14 protein-coding genes and 3 pseudogenes are annotated in these 14,699 nt (G+C 68.9%); 6 read left to right on the top strand and 11 right to left on the bottom strand.

The window, feature by feature from the left end; all coding sequences use genetic code 11:
* Positions 1-130 precede the first annotated feature (130 nt).
* From ACIQPR_RS46990 to ACIQPR_RS46980, 3 genes and pseudogenes are all read right to left on the bottom strand, one after another.
* A pseudogene (locus ACIQPR_RS46990) lies at positions 131-534 on the bottom strand (ATP-binding protein); the annotation flags it as partial.
* Between the two features lie 184 nt (positions 535-718).
* Positions 719-1,966 (bottom strand): sensor histidine kinase, encoded by a 1,248-nt coding sequence (locus tag ACIQPR_RS46985; protein ID WP_403663246.1) that lies wholly within the window; start codon positions 1,964-1,966, stop codon positions 719-721.
* Positions 1,967-1,990: 24 nt separating this feature from the next.
* A pseudogene (locus ACIQPR_RS46980) lies at positions 1,991-2,179 on the bottom strand (winged helix-turn-helix domain-containing protein); the annotation flags it as partial.
* A 109-nt stretch (positions 2,180-2,288) separates the two neighbouring features.
* On the opposite strand from ACIQPR_RS46980, the gene ACIQPR_RS46975 reads away from it, so the two are divergent.
* From ACIQPR_RS46975 to ACIQPR_RS46965, 3 genes and pseudogenes are all read left to right on the top strand, one after another.
* Complete coding sequence (locus tag ACIQPR_RS46975; protein ID WP_403663243.1) at positions 2,289-2,936, top strand: ribonuclease domain-containing protein; 648 nt, start codon at positions 2,289-2,291, stop codon at positions 2,934-2,936.
* Positions 2,937-3,028: 92 nt separating this feature from the next.
* Entirely contained in the window at positions 3,029-3,427 is a 399-nt protein-coding gene (locus ACIQPR_RS46970; protein ID WP_403663240.1) for a barstar family protein, read from the top strand.
* A gap of 302 nt (positions 3,428-3,729) precedes the next feature.
* Positions 3,730-3,998 (top strand): annotated as a pseudogene (locus ACIQPR_RS46965) (IS110 family transposase); the annotation flags it as partial.
* Positions 3,999-4,023: 25 nt separating this feature from the next.
* Here the strand turns inward: ACIQPR_RS46965 and ACIQPR_RS46960 are convergent.
* The 3 genes from ACIQPR_RS46960 to ACIQPR_RS46950 all read right to left on the bottom strand — a co-directional run bounded on the left by ACIQPR_RS46960 (position 4,024) and on the right by ACIQPR_RS46950 (position 5,878).
* Positions 4,024-4,149, bottom strand: coding sequence for a hypothetical protein (locus ACIQPR_RS46960; RefSeq protein ID WP_403663237.1), 126 nt, complete (start codon positions 4,147-4,149; stop codon positions 4,024-4,026).
* A 229-nt stretch (positions 4,150-4,378) separates the two neighbouring features.
* The gene (locus ACIQPR_RS46955) at positions 4,379-4,711 is read right to left on the bottom strand and encodes a hypothetical protein (RefSeq protein ID WP_403663234.1); all 333 of its coding nucleotides are present in this window, start codon (positions 4,709-4,711) and stop codon (positions 4,379-4,381) included.
* A gap of 222 nt (positions 4,712-4,933) precedes the next feature.
* Positions 4,934-5,878: a nuclear transport factor 2 family protein gene (locus ACIQPR_RS46950; protein ID WP_403663231.1), complete on the bottom strand. Its 945-nt coding sequence runs from the start codon at positions 5,876-5,878 to the stop codon at positions 4,934-4,936.
* A gap of 292 nt (positions 5,879-6,170) precedes the next feature.
* On the opposite strand from ACIQPR_RS46950, the gene ACIQPR_RS46945 reads away from it, so the two are divergent.
* The 3 genes from ACIQPR_RS46945 to ACIQPR_RS46935 all read left to right on the top strand — a co-directional run bounded on the left by ACIQPR_RS46945 (position 6,171) and on the right by ACIQPR_RS46935 (position 8,677).
* Positions 6,171-7,004 carry an NmrA family transcriptional regulator gene (locus ACIQPR_RS46945; RefSeq protein ID WP_403663228.1) on the top strand — a complete coding sequence of 278 codons (834 nt, stop codon included), beginning with the start codon at positions 6,171-6,173 and terminating at the stop codon, positions 7,002-7,004.
* Between the two features lie 405 nt (positions 7,005-7,409).
* Complete coding sequence (locus tag ACIQPR_RS46940; protein ID WP_403663225.1) at positions 7,410-7,541, top strand: hypothetical protein; 132 nt, start codon at positions 7,410-7,412, stop codon at positions 7,539-7,541.
* A 281-nt stretch (positions 7,542-7,822) separates the two neighbouring features.
* Positions 7,823-8,677: an SDR family oxidoreductase gene (locus tag ACIQPR_RS46935; protein ID WP_403663222.1), complete on the top strand. Its 855-nt coding sequence runs from the start codon at positions 7,823-7,825 to the stop codon at positions 8,675-8,677.
* Between the two features lie 204 nt (positions 8,678-8,881).
* Here ACIQPR_RS46935 and ACIQPR_RS46930 read toward each other — a convergent pair whose 3' ends face one another.
* The 5 genes from ACIQPR_RS46930 to ACIQPR_RS46910 all read right to left on the bottom strand — a co-directional run bounded on the left by ACIQPR_RS46930 (position 8,882) and on the right by ACIQPR_RS46910 (position 13,813).
* Positions 8,882-9,514: an MBL fold metallo-hydrolase gene (locus ACIQPR_RS46930; RefSeq protein WP_403663219.1), complete on the bottom strand. Its 633-nt coding sequence runs from the start codon at positions 9,512-9,514 to the stop codon at positions 8,882-8,884.
* Entirely contained in the window at positions 9,514-10,599 is a 1,086-nt protein-coding gene (locus tag ACIQPR_RS46925) for an S-(hydroxymethyl)mycothiol dehydrogenase (RefSeq protein WP_403663216.1), read from the bottom strand. Before ACIQPR_RS46925 ends, ACIQPR_RS46930 begins: the two co-directional genes overlap by 1 nt.
* Positions 10,600-10,645: 46 nt before the next feature.
* On the bottom strand, positions 10,646-11,860 hold the full coding sequence (locus tag ACIQPR_RS46920) for a cytochrome P450 (protein ID WP_403663212.1): 1,215 nt from the start codon (positions 11,858-11,860) through the stop codon (positions 10,646-10,648).
* A gap of 29 nt (positions 11,861-11,889) precedes the next feature.
* Positions 11,890-12,906: a PDR/VanB family oxidoreductase gene (locus ACIQPR_RS46915; RefSeq protein WP_403663209.1), complete on the bottom strand. Its 1,017-nt coding sequence runs from the start codon at positions 12,904-12,906 to the stop codon at positions 11,890-11,892.
* Between the two features lie 103 nt (positions 12,907-13,009).
* Positions 13,010-13,813: an IclR family transcriptional regulator gene (locus tag ACIQPR_RS46910; RefSeq protein ID WP_403663206.1), complete on the bottom strand. Its 804-nt coding sequence runs from the start codon at positions 13,811-13,813 to the stop codon at positions 13,010-13,012.
* Between the last annotated feature and the right edge of the window lie 886 nt (positions 13,814-14,699).

Genomic DNA, 14,699 nt, shown 5'->3' with positions numbered 1-14,699 from the left:
GTCCGTCGACCGCTCTTCCGACTCTTGCGGCGGGGGCCGCCAGTATTCGTTGACGTGCGACAACGCGGTACCTATGGCCGTCTGTCCTGGGGCATCTGCCCACGCAGTGTGCGGGAGGCACCGCCCTGAGCCAAGCGCTGAGCAGTTCCTCGGGGCCGTACACCGCCTGAAGTCCAGAACAAGCGACTCCGCTGCGGGACACCGCCACGAGCGGTAGCGGCCCGTAGGTGATCGCGGCCCGGTGCTGCTGCAGCGTGGCCAGGTCGTGGCTGTCGAACGCGGAGTTCTCCAACCACTTGACCGAGCCGAGAAAGAGTAACTGCTCACCACCCGCTGCCGGTCGGCGCCCGACAGGGCGATTTCGACATGGTTGCTGCGGGTCCAGTGTCCGCCGATCGCCGGGGCTGCGGGCAGGAGCCCGTCTGGCAGGAAGCGGGCGAGGGATTCCCGGATCAGGGGCTCGTTCGCGCGGCCCCGCCAGCTCGTCCCCTGCTCCTTGATCCTGCTCAGCGTGAGATCTCCCCGCATCCGCTCGGCCCTGCGGGCTTTCAAGACCCCGAAGGGCGAGTACGGCGCAGCCGGGTGGGGAGGTGTGCGCGGCGGGCCGGGCACGGTACGTTAGTCGGCCGGCCCATTGGGACCGGCGCGAAATGGCTGAACTGGCGAGCCTGCTGCACCAGTTGAACCTGAGGACGGAGAGGTAGGCCCACAGGCCGTGTCACTCTGCGTCCCCGTCGGCGGGGCCGCCCCCGGTCAGGTGCAGGGTCGCCTCGGCGCCCCCGTCGGGATGGTTGCGAAAGGTGAGGCGGGCGCCGAGCAGCCGGGCCTGTCCGGCGGCGATGGTCAGTCCCAGGCCCGTTCCCGTGGACGCGCCGCCAGTACGAAATCGCTGAGGACCGGAGGCGGTGACGACGGCCAGCAGGTTGGAGGCGAAGCCTGGGCCGTGGTCGCGGACTCGCACGACCGGTCCGCCGCCGTCGTTGTCGTCGTCCGTCTCGACGTCCACGTCGACCGTCACCGGCGGGGCGCCGTGCCGCAGGGCGTTGGTGGCCAGGTTGGTGAGGATCCGTTCCACGCGTCGCGGATCGGTCTCCGCGAGGGTGTCGGCGACGATCTTGACCTGCACCCCGTCGAGCCCGGCGACCGAGCGGTAGACCATCGCGCTGACCTGACGGAGCTCGTTCTCCACCGATACCGCGTGGGCGTCGAGGCGGGCGACCTCCAGGACGTCCTCGACCAGTCCGCACAGCTTGCGCACCCCGCACGCCACCAGGTCGGTGGCTGGCCCGGCAGGCAGCAGGCCAGTTGCGGTCACCATGGCCGCGACGGGTGTGCGCAGTTCATGCGCGATGTCGGCTGTCACCCGTCGTTCTGCCTCCAGACGGGCGCCGAGCGCGTCGGCCATGGCATTTACCGAGGCCGCGAGCCGTGCGATCTCGTCCCGCCCCTGCGGGCCGGCACGGGCGTTCAGGTCGCCGCGAGCGATGCGTTCCGCAGTATCAGCGGCGGCCGTAGCCCGGCGGCCCATCCGCACGCCGAGAGCCAGCCCGGCAAGGGACACCACGGCAGTGGCCGTCGCGCCCGTTGTGACCAGTGTCTGGTCCAACGTGGCCAGTTCGTGGGTCTCATGGGCGTAGGAACGTGACACCGTAAGCACGGTGCGGTCGGAGACGCGGGTCGCCGCCCACAGCACCGGATGCGGTCCGTCCTGGAGGTAGGTCACGCGGACGCCGCGGCGCACCGCCTTCGACACAGCCGGAGGCAGGTCCGGCGGGTCGAGCCGGGCCGCGGATTTGCGGCCGGCCGCGTGGTCGTAGACGGAGCTCATCAGCTGCCGGTCGAGGTCGGAGCGGGCGGTGGCCAGCTGGTCAGTGGCGGTGATGCGGTGGACGAGCAGTCCGACCGAACTCGCGACACACGTAGCCGCTGCGGCGACGGCCAGAGCCACCTTCGTGCCGATGTTCACGGGAACCGTACCGATGTCCAGGCCCTACGGGCGCAGCTTGTAGCCGAAGCCCCGCACCGTCTGGATGCGTTCATGGCCGATCTTGGCGCGCAGCCGCCGGATATGGACGTCCACCACCCGGGTGTCGCCGGACCAGGCGTAGTCCCACACCTTCTCCAGCAGCGCGTCCCGGGTGAGTACCATGCCGGGCACGGCGGCGAACTCCTGCAGCAACTTCAGCTGTGATCAGGCTGCCGAGCCACTGTCATGCGCGACTGGTTCCTTGTGCGGCACCGGGGTGGATCGCCTCGGGGAAACACAGGAACGAGTCGAGGAGCACCAGTTGTCCCCCTCCCTTGCTGAGACGTCCGCGCCGGACGCGGAGCGCCGTAAGAAGCCCCGGCTGCGGGGCCGCCGTCGGGCCCTGGCCATCGCGGGCATCCTGCTCGCCCTCGTGGGCGGCGCGGTGGCCGAGCCCAGCGCCGCATTCGCCCAGGCGCCGCCCGGACAGACCAACCATGGTTTCCAGCACCCCCCGGCGGGATCGGGCATCTCGCAGGCAGAGTGGAACGAGATTCTTCGCGCGGCGGGCTTCTGGTCCAACGTCAACATCGACGCCTACCCCAACTGGGGCGTCGGCCACCTCGAAGTCGAGCCCGGCCGCGGGTGGCCCGGCCAGAACGGTGGCCGCCGCTGGTTCGACTTCTGGGACTCCAACGCGCACGCCAACCGGTACATCTACTACGGCGGCAGGTTCAACGACTACCAGGGCCTCGTCAGTAACATCGAGCACGCCAACGGGGCCTCGTCGTCCCAGGCCCACTCGACGCAGGGCAACAACGTCGCTCCCTACGTGGAGTACGACATCGACGAGTACACCTCGACGGGCGTCCGGCGCAACGCGCGGCGGCTCGTGCGCAACCCCAACACCGGCAACGTCTACGCCACGACCGATCACTACAACTCGTTCAACCTCATCGGCCGGTTCTAGGCACTGGGACCGCTGGCAGAGCCGGGTTGGTGTGGCGGGCAGAACACGTCTGTCCGCCACCCCAACCCGCATCCGCGAAGGAGAAAACCACCGTGACCAGTACGACAGCCTGGATCCGCCCCCTGACCGAGGCACTGGCCGACCTCCCGGAATCGAAGGAGGTACGCGGCTCGCGCTGCCGCACCCTCAAGGACCTCTTCACCGAATGGGCCGCCGGGTTGGGCTTCCCCGACTACTTCGGCGGCAACTGGGACGCCTTCACCGACTGCCTCTACGACATCGTGCCGACGTCGGCCGTCGTCCGGGAGGCTGCGGACCTCCTCGCCGACGGACCGCCGAACGAGCTGGCCATCCTCCTGTCCATCCTGAGCGAGGCCGCCGGCGACGAGAGCGCCGCGCCGGGCCTGCTGCTCCTCCTCGACGACACCCCCGACCGCCTGTCCGACCTGGGCCGGCGCATGACGGAGGCCGGGTACGCGGCCTGTTGGTGAATTTCACCCCTCTTTGCCCGATTGGAAAACAATTACTCAATTCGCGCGGACGGGCGCCAAGGTCAGCTCGGCTCTGCTGGCTTGTCGGTCCATGCTCCGACCATCAACCTTGCCAGGAAGTGATCCGCCGGACTGTTCCGCCCGCATCGCATGGATGGTCGACAAGGTCGAATCCGCACTGCGTGCCCGCCGGTCAACTAGCCCATTGACGGCCCTCGGGCCGGCCCACGCCCCGTCTGCCCGAGTCTTGATCGACGGTGCTCCTCGTGCACCACAAGGCGCTGTCTCCCGCCCCACGTGGGATCACCTCCATGCCAGGCATCGGCCCCATCCCCGCCGCTGAGCTTCTGGCCGCGACTGACGGAGACCTGGAGGCGTTCCCCACCCCGAGCCGACTTGCCCCCTTCGCCGGCGTAACCCCTGCACCACGAGACTCCGGCCAGGTCGGCGGCAACCTCCACCGGCCCACGCACTATCACCGGCGGCTGCAACGCGTCTTCTATGCCTCCAGGCCGTGCTCGCCCTGCCCCGTCGACGCGTCAACGTTCTGTGGGCCCTGATGCGTGACTGACGGTGCTACACCGTCACACCACCAGTCACCCACGCCACTTGACATCCAGATGGGGAAGCATGTCGAAGAACACGGCGGTGGTCTGCCGTTCCAGGGCAGGTGGGTTGGGTAAGGACCGGCCGACGCTGTCGGCCTCGACGTGGACTGTCACGCCGTGTCCTCCTTGCTGTACCCGATGTCGGCGAATTGATCGCTCAACCACGTCTCCAGTGCACGTAGTGCTCCACTGGATCGCCCTCATGCCCCCAGGGCCACTGGGTGACGAGCCCGCCGGTGGCCGCGAAAACCACAGCTGCTTCCCGCGTCCGCACGGCACGAGACAAGGCGTACGCGAGCAGGTCGAGATCGGCGATGATGCCCGCGTGCCGTGGGTGGTCGGGCTACGGCCAGCGGGCAAATGCCTGGCCCAACAGGGGTGCCACATGCGGCTGGGACCAGTGACGGCTCGCGCTGAGCGCCCGGGTGCCGCCACTGTCGAGGTCGCGGTGGTACTGCCGTACGGAGGCGGTCAGCGGGAGGCATGCCGCCGGCACCCCGTACGGCATGGTGGCCACCACGTCGTCGACGAAGTCGCGAAGCGCCGCCTGGCTGCCCCGCGTCTCCGGTGAGAGATACCCCAGCACCTGGAGGTGGGCCTCGCCGCGCTTCGGGCCGCGAGCCGCTCGTGGCCGACGCCGTTCGGCCGGGTAGTCCGCCAGAAGGGTCTTGTGCACGCTGATCGCGCTTACTCGTTGTCGTGCGACATCGTGCTGGACCCAGGCTGTCGCCATTCCGGCGCGGAACGGCATCGTGGTGCGGGGGATGCGAGGGGCAAAGTTATCGCCCAGTCCGTGTCCGCCGCTGTCCGGCGCGTGTTCGGGACAGGGGCGCCTCCGTACTTCGCCGGCATCCGTCGCCGGGCGGACGCTACCCTGTCCGCCCGGCCTGGGTGCTCCTCAGAACATGGTGTTGTCGTTCGCCGAGGTCGCCGGTACGTCCTGGAGTGAGTCCCAGTGCTCGACGATCTTCCCGTTCTGTACGCGGAAGAGGTCGACGACCGCCTGGCCGCGCTCGCCGGGTGCGTTGGTGTAGTGGCTGTGGATGGCCACCAGGTCTCCCTGGGCGATGATCCGCTTGGGCTCGACCGTCAGCTGCGGGTACAGCTTGAAGTACCCCCCGATGGCGGCCTTCGTGGCGGCGGCGCCGTCTGCGACGGTCGGGTTGTGCTGGTGGTAGTCGGGAGAGACGTAGCGGTCGATGGCGGACACGTCCTTGCGGACGAGAAGCTGGTCGAAGTAGGCGGTCACCAGCTTCTTGTTGGCCACGGTGAGCCATCGCGGTCCCAGCTGTTGGGTCGGCGGCTGACTGATGGTGGAGAACATGTCGTTGCCGTTGACCGAGGTCGCCGGCACGGCCTGGTTCACGTCCCAGTGCTCGACGATCTTCCCGCCCTGGAAACGGTAGATGTCGAAGAAGGCGTTGCCGCGGTCCTCCGGCGACAGGGTGATGTGGGAGCGCAGGAGCACCAGGTCGCCCTCGGCTATGACCTGCCTGATATCGACCTTCAGGCTGGGGTACTGCTGGTGGAAACTGACGCCGAGCTTCTTGAACGCCCCGGTGCCGTTGGGGAGAGTCGGGTTGTGCTGGATGAGGTCCGCGCTCACGTAGCGGTCGACGACCTCGGTGTCTCCTCGCTCGAACAGGCCCTTGATGACATCGACGGCGACGAACTTCTGGTACTTCAGGCGAGCGTTCTCGTAGTCGCCGGAAGCGGTGGGGTGACCGGCTGACCGTGCAGCTGCGCCCGACGGGGTCGCGGCGGTGGCGGGCACGGCTACGGCAGTGGTGAGGGCGGCGGCAACGAGCGTCGCGGCGAAGGTCCTGCGGGTGACAGCGGTCATGGTGCTCGTATCTCCAATCTTGCTGGGCAAGCGGGGGGAAGGCAGCCAGGAAGTCCAAATTTGAAGTTCCTGATGGGCTTTACGTAAGCACAGGTTTATTGAACTTTCAAGTTATCCTCCGGGTGTACGAGGCTGATCGCCGAGGCATGGCTCGGCCGCCGTCCGTGGCGCGAGGAAGCGGATTGGGTCCCCCGAGGGCGAGCTGCTGGTCGCTGAAGACCCGTAACCGTGGAGCGCACCGAACCCTAGAAGGAATCACGTGACTGCTGTTCGTAACGCCGAGAGGCCTGACGTGAACCGGCAAGGTGACGAGGGAACGACGATTCTCGTGACCGGCGGCACCGGGAAGATCGGCCGGCGCGTCGCCCAGCGACTCGTCGCGGCGGGACTCGACGCTCGGATCGGCTCCCGCGGCGGCACCCCGCCGTTCGACTGGGAGGACCGCACAACATGGACGCCCTTACTGAGCGGGGCCCGCGCGGCGTTCCTCAACTACGCCCCCGACCTCTCAGTGCCGGGCGCTCCTGAGGCGATCGGCGCTTTTGCCGCGGCCGCTGTCGAGAGCGGTGTCCGGCGCCTCGTGCTGCTCACCGGCCGCGGTGGATCCGGCGCCCTCGAAAGCGAGGACCTGCTCAAGGCATCAGGAGCCGAGTGGACCGTCGTCCGGTGCAGTTGGTTCGCGCAGAACTTCAACGAGAGCGACTGGCTCCACGCCATCCTCGCCGGCGAGCTCGCGCTGCCCGTCGGCGACGTCCTGGAACCCTTCGTCGACGCCGACGACATCGCGGACGTCGCCGTCGCCGGGCTCACCGAGGAGAAGCACACCGGCCAGGTGTACGAACTGACCGGTCCCCGGCCGATGACCTTCGCCGACGCGGTGGCGGACATCGCTCTGGCCAGCGGACGTGATGTCCGGTACCGGACGATCTCGGTGGACGCCTACGCCGAGGGCCTGCGGGCACAGCATGTGCCCGAGCCGGTCATCGGGCAGTTGAGCCACCTCTTCGGGGAGGTACTCGACGGGAGCAATGCCCACGTCTGCGACGGAGTCGAGCGCGCACTCGGCCGTCCGCCCTGGGACTTCGCCGAATTCGCGCGGGACGCCGCCTCCTCCGGAGCGTGGTAGGTCGAACGGGGGCTCCCGGGCCCCAGAGAACGAGACGACGTCTCGTTCGCGGGCGACTGGGCTGAGATCTTCGCTCGACCTGACGCACCCAGAACGGCCAGGGCAGACGGTGGTGCGCCGCCTGTCCTGGCCGCTTTTGCGCCAACGGTCCTCACAACGGCACAGCGTCTCTGCCCACTCATCTTGAGCGAATGAGCTCGTCGCGACCGAAGTATCGAACGCTCTCCGCAGACCGGGTTACCGCCAGCGGCTCGTCGGTCTCGATCGATGGAGATCCGGTGCGCCGTGCCGCGGAGCCGGTGCCGCTCGCCCGGGAGCACTTCAGACGCCGTAGGCGCTTCGGATCGTTCCGGACGTCGTGAAGGCACTTGAGGGCGCGGAGTTGTTCGAGCTCACCTGCAAGTGGTGTGGGACAGGATCGAGGACGGCCTCAAGGTGTTTCCCACGACACCCCAGGTCATCCGGCTTGCGGAGCTCATCGGAGCCTTCTTCGCCGAGGAACCGGAAGTGATCCACTTCGCTGAGGAAGAGTTCTGAGAGGCACTCGTCGGCTCACGCTCACCATCGGCTCAGCCTGATCCATCGAGCGCCCGCTAGCCGAACCCGAGTCCCTCCAAGCCGAGCAGTGCGACGCACGGTGGGATCACGCGCTTGGCGTCACAGCGGACCAGGTCGTCGCGCTCCGGACCCAGAAGGTGGCGGCGCAGGCGTCTACTTACCTTTACGTCGGTACCTTACTTCAAAGTGGGTACTAACGTTTGGTTAGCGCTGACCCTAGGGTTAGTGCCATACAGGTACCCCACAAGGAGTTCTGAATTATGAGCATTGTCGTTACCGGCGCCACCGGCCACCTCGGCACATTCGTCATCGAGGGCCTGCTGGAGAAGATCCCGGCTGACCAGATCACGGCCGTGGTCCGCAACGCGGAGAGGGCCGCCGGCTTCGGCGCCCGTGGCGTGAAGATCGTGGTCGCCGACTACAGCATCCCCGAGACCTTCGAAAACGTCTTCTCCCCCGGTGACAAGGTGCTCCTGATCTCGGGAAGCGAGGTCGGCGGGGATCGGGTCGGCCAGCACAAGGTCGTCATCGACGCCGCGAAGGCCGCCGGTGTCGCGCTGCTCGCCTACACCAGCACCCTGGGCAGCCTGAAGGCCGCGCTCGCCGACGATCACCGCGGCACCGAAGAGGTGCTTCGGGCCTCCGGTCTGCAGTACGTGCTGCTGCGCAACGGCTACTACCACGAGAACTACACCGAGAACCTGGGCCCGGTGCTGGAGCACAACGCGGTCGTGAACGCCGCTGGCGAGGGCCGCGTCTCCTCCGCCTCCCGTGCCGACTACGCCGCGGCCGCCGTCGCCGTGCTGACCGGCGAGGGGCACGAGAACAAGACGTACGAGCTGGGCGGCGACGACGCCTGGAGCCTGGCCGAGTATGCGGCTGAGCTCAGCCGGCAGACCGGCAAGGACATCGCGAACAGCACCGTCCCCGTCGAGGCCCTCATCGGCATCCTGAGCGGCGCGGGTCTGCCTGAACCGGCGGCGGCCATCTTTGCGGGTGTGGACGCTTCCATCGAGAAGGGCGAGCTGGTTGTCACCACCGGCGACCTCACTCGTCTGATCGGCCGCCCGACCAGCCCCATCGCCGAGTCGATCGCCGCCGTCCTCAAGGGCTGAACCCCTCCGAGGGGCCCGTGAGGGTCCCAACCCTGCTTCGCCGCCTCTTCCACCGCAGCCTCGCCGAGCGGACCTCGGCGGCTGGTACGGCCGCGGCCAGGAAGAGGGCTCGGCCCGGCTGCGGGCCGAGCACGGCAATGCTTGCAGTCCTATCCCCCTGTGAGCCGCTCGGTTGGTCGGTTCTCAGGGAGTGGGACCGGGTGGTCAGTATCCCCGGGCGATCCACTTGTCCAGGTGCGGTGCCTCGGCGCTGACCGTGGAGGACTCCCCGTGCCCGGTGCGGACCACCGTGTCCGGTGGCAGGGTGAGCAGGCGGTCGCGGATGGAGCGGATGATGGTCGGGAAGTGCGAGAAGGACCGCCCGGTGGCGCCGGGGCCACCGGCGAAGAGGGTGTCGCCGGTGAAGACCGTGGCCAGGTCCGGGGCGTGGAGCGAGATCGCCCCGGGGGTGTGGCCGGGGGTGTGCAGCACGGTCAGTTCGGTGCCGGCCACCGTGATGCGGCGCATGTCGGACAGATAGCCGTCCGGGGCGCGATCCGGGTGGGTTTCTTTCCACATCAAGCGGTCGTCGAGGTGGATCAGGATCGGGGCACCGGTTGCGTCCGCGAGCGCGGGGGCGGCGTCGATGTGGTCGTCGTGGCCGTGCGTGCACACGATGGCCCGCAGGGTCCGATCGCCGACTGCCTTCGCGATGGCGTCGGCGTCGTGGGCGGCGTCGATGACGACAGCCTCGTGGTCGTCGCCGACTATCCACACGTTGTTGTCGACGTCCCAGGTGCCGCCGTCCAGGCTGAAGGTGCCGGAGGTGACCAGGTGCTCGATGCGGGCGCCGGGCATCAGAAGATCACCACCGAGCGCAGCACGTCGCCGTGGTGCATTCGCTCGAATGCCTTCTCGACCTCGTCGAGGGCGATGGTCTCGGTGACGAAGGCCTCCAGGTCCAGACGGCCCTGGAGGTAGAGGTCGATCAGAATCGGGAAGTCCCGGCTCGGCAGGCAGTCGCCGTACCAGGAGGACTTCAGCGCGCCGCCGCGACCGAACACGTCGAGCAGCGGTAGCTCCAGTTTCATCTCCGGTGTGGGTACGCCGACCAGGACGACAGTCCCTGCCAGGTCGCGGGCGTGGAAAGCCTGTCGATACGTCTCCGGGCGGCCCACCGCGTCGATGACCACGTCCGCGCCGAAGCCGTCGGTGAGTTCACGGATCGCCTCCACAGCGTCGGCCTGACGGGAGTTGACGGTGTGTGTGGCACCGAGCCGTTGTGCGGTGGTGAGCTTGCGGTCGTCGATGTCCACTGCGATGATCTTTGCCGCTCCGGCGAGCCGGGCCCCGGTGACGGCCGCGCCGCCGACGCCTCCGCAGCCGATGACGGCAACCGAGTCCCCGCGGCCGACCTCGCCGGTGTTGATGGCGGCCCCGATGCCGGCCATCACCCCGCAGCCCAGGAGTCCTGCGGCCGCCGGGGAGGCCGCAGGATTCACTTTGGTGCACTGTCCGGCCGCCACCAGGGTCTTCTCCGCGAAGGCGCCGATACCGAGGGCGGGGGAGAGTTCGGTGCCGTCCAGCAGGGTCATCTTCTGCTCGGCGTTGTGAGTGTCGAAGCAGTACCAGGGTCGCCCGCGGCGACAAGCACGGCAGTCGCCGCACACGGCACGCCAGTTGAGGATGACGTAGTCCCCGGGTGCCACCTCGGTGACGCCTTCGCCGACCGACTCCACCACACCGGCCGCCTCGTGGCCGAGCAGGAAGGGGAAGTCGTCGTTGATGCCGCCCTCGCGGTAGTGCAGGTCGGTGTGGCAGACGCCGCATGCCTGCACCCGCACCACCGTCTCGCCCGGCCCGGGGTCGGGGATCACGATCGTCTCGATGGTGACCGGCTCGCCCTTCGCCCGTGCGACGACGCCTCGTACCTGCTGGGACATGGGTGTTCCTCATTTCTACGGCACTGAAGGTGCCTGTTGACGCGGTTCAGGCGGCCGGGTGGACGCGCACGGGCAGCGAGGCCCAGGAGCGCAGGGTGTTGTTGGGGTGGCGGTGGGGCGTGTCGGTAAGTTCGATGCGTTCGACGCGGCGGGCCAGAGCGGTCAGCAGTACCTCGGCTTCCAGGCGGGCGACGTGCTGACCGATGCACTGGTGGATGCCCATGCCGAAGCCGACGTGGCCGGAGGGGTCGCGGGCGAGGTCGAACTGGTCCGGGTCCGTCCAGCGGTCCGGGTCGCGGTTGGCTGCACCGAGGAACATCAGGATCTTCGTGCCCTCGGGGATGACGGTGCCGGCGACACGGACGTCGGTAGTGGCGGTGCGGAAGAAGGTCTGCACGGGCGACTGCCAGCGGACCGCCTCGTCGAAGGCGACCCGGGCCAGCTCCGGCCGTTCACGCAGCCGCTGCCACTGCTCGGGATGGGTGGCGAAGGCGTACAGGGCGGCCGAGAGGCCGTGCACGGTGGTGTCGACTCCGGCGGTGAGCAGGGAGCGCACCACCAGCGGTGCCTGCTCGTGGGTCAGGTCCCCGCGGTCGGCGGCCGCCCAGATACGGGCGCCGAAGCCGTCCTCACTCAGCGCCTCACGTCGGCACTGGGCGTTGACCCAGGCAGACAGCTCGGCCACCCGGTGAGCGTCGGCCTTGACGAGATCGTTGAGCGGGCCGAAGGCGTTGAAGGCCATGTTGCCGTACGGCAGGAGGTTGTCCCGTCCGTCGGGGCCGAGGCCCACGGCGTCCGGGAAGACCCGCAGCGGGAACGCCTTGGCCAGTGCCGTGAACGCATCCAGCTCCGGCCCGTCGGCGAGCACGCGGTCGACCATCTCCTCGGCTGCCGCGTGCCAGGTCTCGCGCAGTCGGCGCAGTGCGGGCGGAGCGAGGATCTCGCGCAGGACCCGGCGCGGGGCGTCGTGCCGGGGTGGGTCGGCCTCCAGCAGCAGGCTCGGCGGGCGCCACGGCTTCTCGTGGCGGAAGTTGGTCCACCCCACGCCGGCGCCCGACTCGAAGCGCTGCCAGTCCACCAGAGCGGCGTGCACCTGCTCGTAGCGGGCCAGGGCGTGGACGTCGTAGCGCGACAGGTACACGACCGGGCCCGCCTCGCGCAGGTCCCGGTGCAGCGGCTCGGGGTCGAGAAGGACCTCGACGGCGAACGGATCGACGTCGCTGGCAGGGGGCACGACGGTGCCTTCGAGGGTCTCGGTCATGGACGGCTCCTTGGGCAAGGGAAGAGGGCTCACAGATCGAGGACAAGGCGGTCGCTGCAGGAGCGGGACACGCACAGGAACATGCAGTCGCTCGCAGCCCGTTCGTGATCCGCGAGGATCGAGTCCCGGTGGTCGGGGCGCCCGTCCAGGACCGGCGTCAGACAGGTGCCGCAGGTCCCCTGCTCGCAGGAGGACAGCACATCCACGCCGGCCCGGCGTACCGCCTCCAGCACGGAGACGTCCGGGGTGACAGTGACGGTGCGGCCCGTGCGCCGCAGTTCGACCTCGAAGGAGGTATCTCGCACCGGCGCGGCCTGCGCCGCGGCGATGAACCGCTCGGTGCGCAGCACGTACGACGGCCAGGAAGCGCAGGCGGTTTCCACGGCGCCGAGCAGCGGACCGGGGCCGCAGCAGTAGACGTTGGTCTCCGGCCGTGGGGTTCCCAGCCAGGCCGCCAGGTCCAGCAGACCGAGTTCGTCCTGCGGCACGACGTGGACACGGTCGCCGTACGCCGCGGTGAGCTCGTCCTGGAACGCCATCGACGCCCGGGTCCGGCCCCCGTACAGCAACTGCCAGTCCGCGCCGAGGAGTTCGGCCTGGTGCACCATGGGAAGCAGCGGGGTGATGCCGATGCCGCCCGCGATGAACAGGTACTTCTCCGACGGCACCAGCGGGAAGTGGTTGCGCGGCCCGCCCATGCCGACCCGGTCTCCCGGGCGTAGACGCTCGTGCACGTAGGCGGAACCGCCCCGGCTCGCGGGCTCGCGCAGCACCGCGATCCGGTACGTGTACGGATCCCACCGGTCGCCGCACAGTGAGTACTGGCGGGTCGTGCCGTCCGGCAGGACCAGGTCGATGTGGGAGCCGGGCGTCCAGTCCGGCAGGCGTGCGCCCGCCGGGTGTGTGAGAGTGAGGGCGACCACGCCCTCGGCCATCGGCTCCTTGGCGGAGACCTCCAGGGTCACCGCGTTCGCCGCGTTGCTCGGCGTCGGCAGTACCGTGCCGACAGCGGACGCGCCGTCCGGAACCACGCTGTTTCCGACCACGTCGTCGCCTCCCGTCCTTGGATTGGAGGCAGGATGCGGGGCAGGGGCGGCTGGTCGCGACGGCGTTCTCAATCAGTGAGAGACAAACTTTTCGCGATCGTCATTAGGGTGTTGCGCCGCCGTCACGTACGGCGCCCGAGTGGTGTTGTCGATCCTGTGGGGCCGGGGTGCCCAGTGCGCGGGAAACGCCGCGGGCGGCGGTTCGTACCACGGGTACGACGGACTGGGCGCCGACGTTGTTGGGCACGATCACCGCCAGCGCGGCGACGACCTCGCCTCGGTCGTCGCGCACCGGAGCGGCGACGCCGAGGGCTTCCGGATGGACGTATCCAGGGCAGTACGCGTACCCCTGCCGCCGGACTTCGGCGAGTATGGCCCGCAGCTGCGCGGGGTCGGCCGGGGTGTTCGGGGTGTAGCGGTGCAGTGGTCCGGCGAGGGCGCGTTCGCGCAGGTCGGCCGGGCCGTGGGCGAGTAGCACCAGGCCGCTGGAAGAGGCGTGCAGCGGGAGGCGGCCGGCGATGCGCGTGTAGTTGATGACAGCGCCCGGTGCTGACAGCCGTTCCAGGAACAGCACCTCGCCGCCGTCCAGCACACCCAGCTGCACGTGGTGGCCGACGACGTCGTGCACTCCCTCCATGAACGGCATCGCCGCGTTGCGCACGGACAGAGTGGGGGAGGCGCGGGTGACCAGCTCCCATACGCGCATGCCGATGCGTACCCGGCGATCTTCGTCCCGGGTGAGGAATTCGTGTGAGACCAGCTCAGCCACTAGTCGCGACGTGGTGGCCACGTGCAGCCCCGTACGCCGGGATATCTCGGAGACGGTCAGGGCCGGTTCCTCCGGCGTGAACGCCTCGAAGATCCGCACGACCCGTGACAGGACCGATTCGCCCATCTGTGTCCTCACCCGGCCATCATCAGGCGTCACCGCGGTGTGTCAACCGAGAGGGCACCAACGGCAGGCCTGGGCACGGCAGCATCAAGCCCACGGCTCCCACCCTCGCGAGGAAGCTGAACCGGGCGGGATGCCGGGCCAGCACGGCCGGCTGAACCGTGGTGCCACCCCGGGGGCTTTCGACGCCCCAGGATGGTCAAGGTCACCGGTACTCCGGCCCTGCCGACGACAAAGTCTGTTCGCCCCAGATGACCTTCCACTTACCGGTGTGCCGGGTGCCCCAGTGTTCGGCAATTTGCGCGACAAGAAGGAGACTGCGGCCCCCCTCGTCGAAGCTGCGGGCACCGCGCAGGTGTGGTGCTGTGCTGCACCCGGTCACCCGGTCACCCGGTGGGCCGGGCGGGCCTTGGTGCGCGAGTATCTGGTCGAGCCTTACACGGCAGCCTTTCGACGCTCGGTGCAATATGCCGTCGACCGGGGCGAGATCGCTGCGGAGTGTCCGACGCTGGAGTTGTGCCGAGCATGCTGTTGGGGGCGGTGATGGTCCGTGTGCTGGTAGACGACCAGCTGCCGACACGGGCGTGGCTGACGTCCTATATAGCGGCCGTGGTACTGCCGGCTCTCAGTCACACGTCCTCTGGCCGGGGCCGCGTACTGCGAACGCAGCATACGGCCGCCGAGGCGATTCCGGACGGCTGCTGGACTTTAGGCGACCGGGCTGGCGCCGAGTTCTGGGAATTTTCTGGGAATCAACCCGCCGAGGCGGTCGTACGCATCCGCTGACCTGCGTCGTCGGCCTGAGTCTCTCAGGAACCTCCCAGAACCTCTCCGGAAGGTGGAAGGCGACGCCGCCACGCTGTGCGGGTCCTCAGCACGCGGCGTCGTCCTGCCCCGAGAC

The sequence above is a fragment of the Streptomyces sp. NPDC091280 genome (assembly GCF_044768565.1).
GTDB lineage: Bacteria > Actinomycetota > Actinomycetes > Streptomycetales > Streptomycetaceae > Streptomyces.
This window is presented reverse-complemented; position numbering and strand designations above follow the sequence as displayed.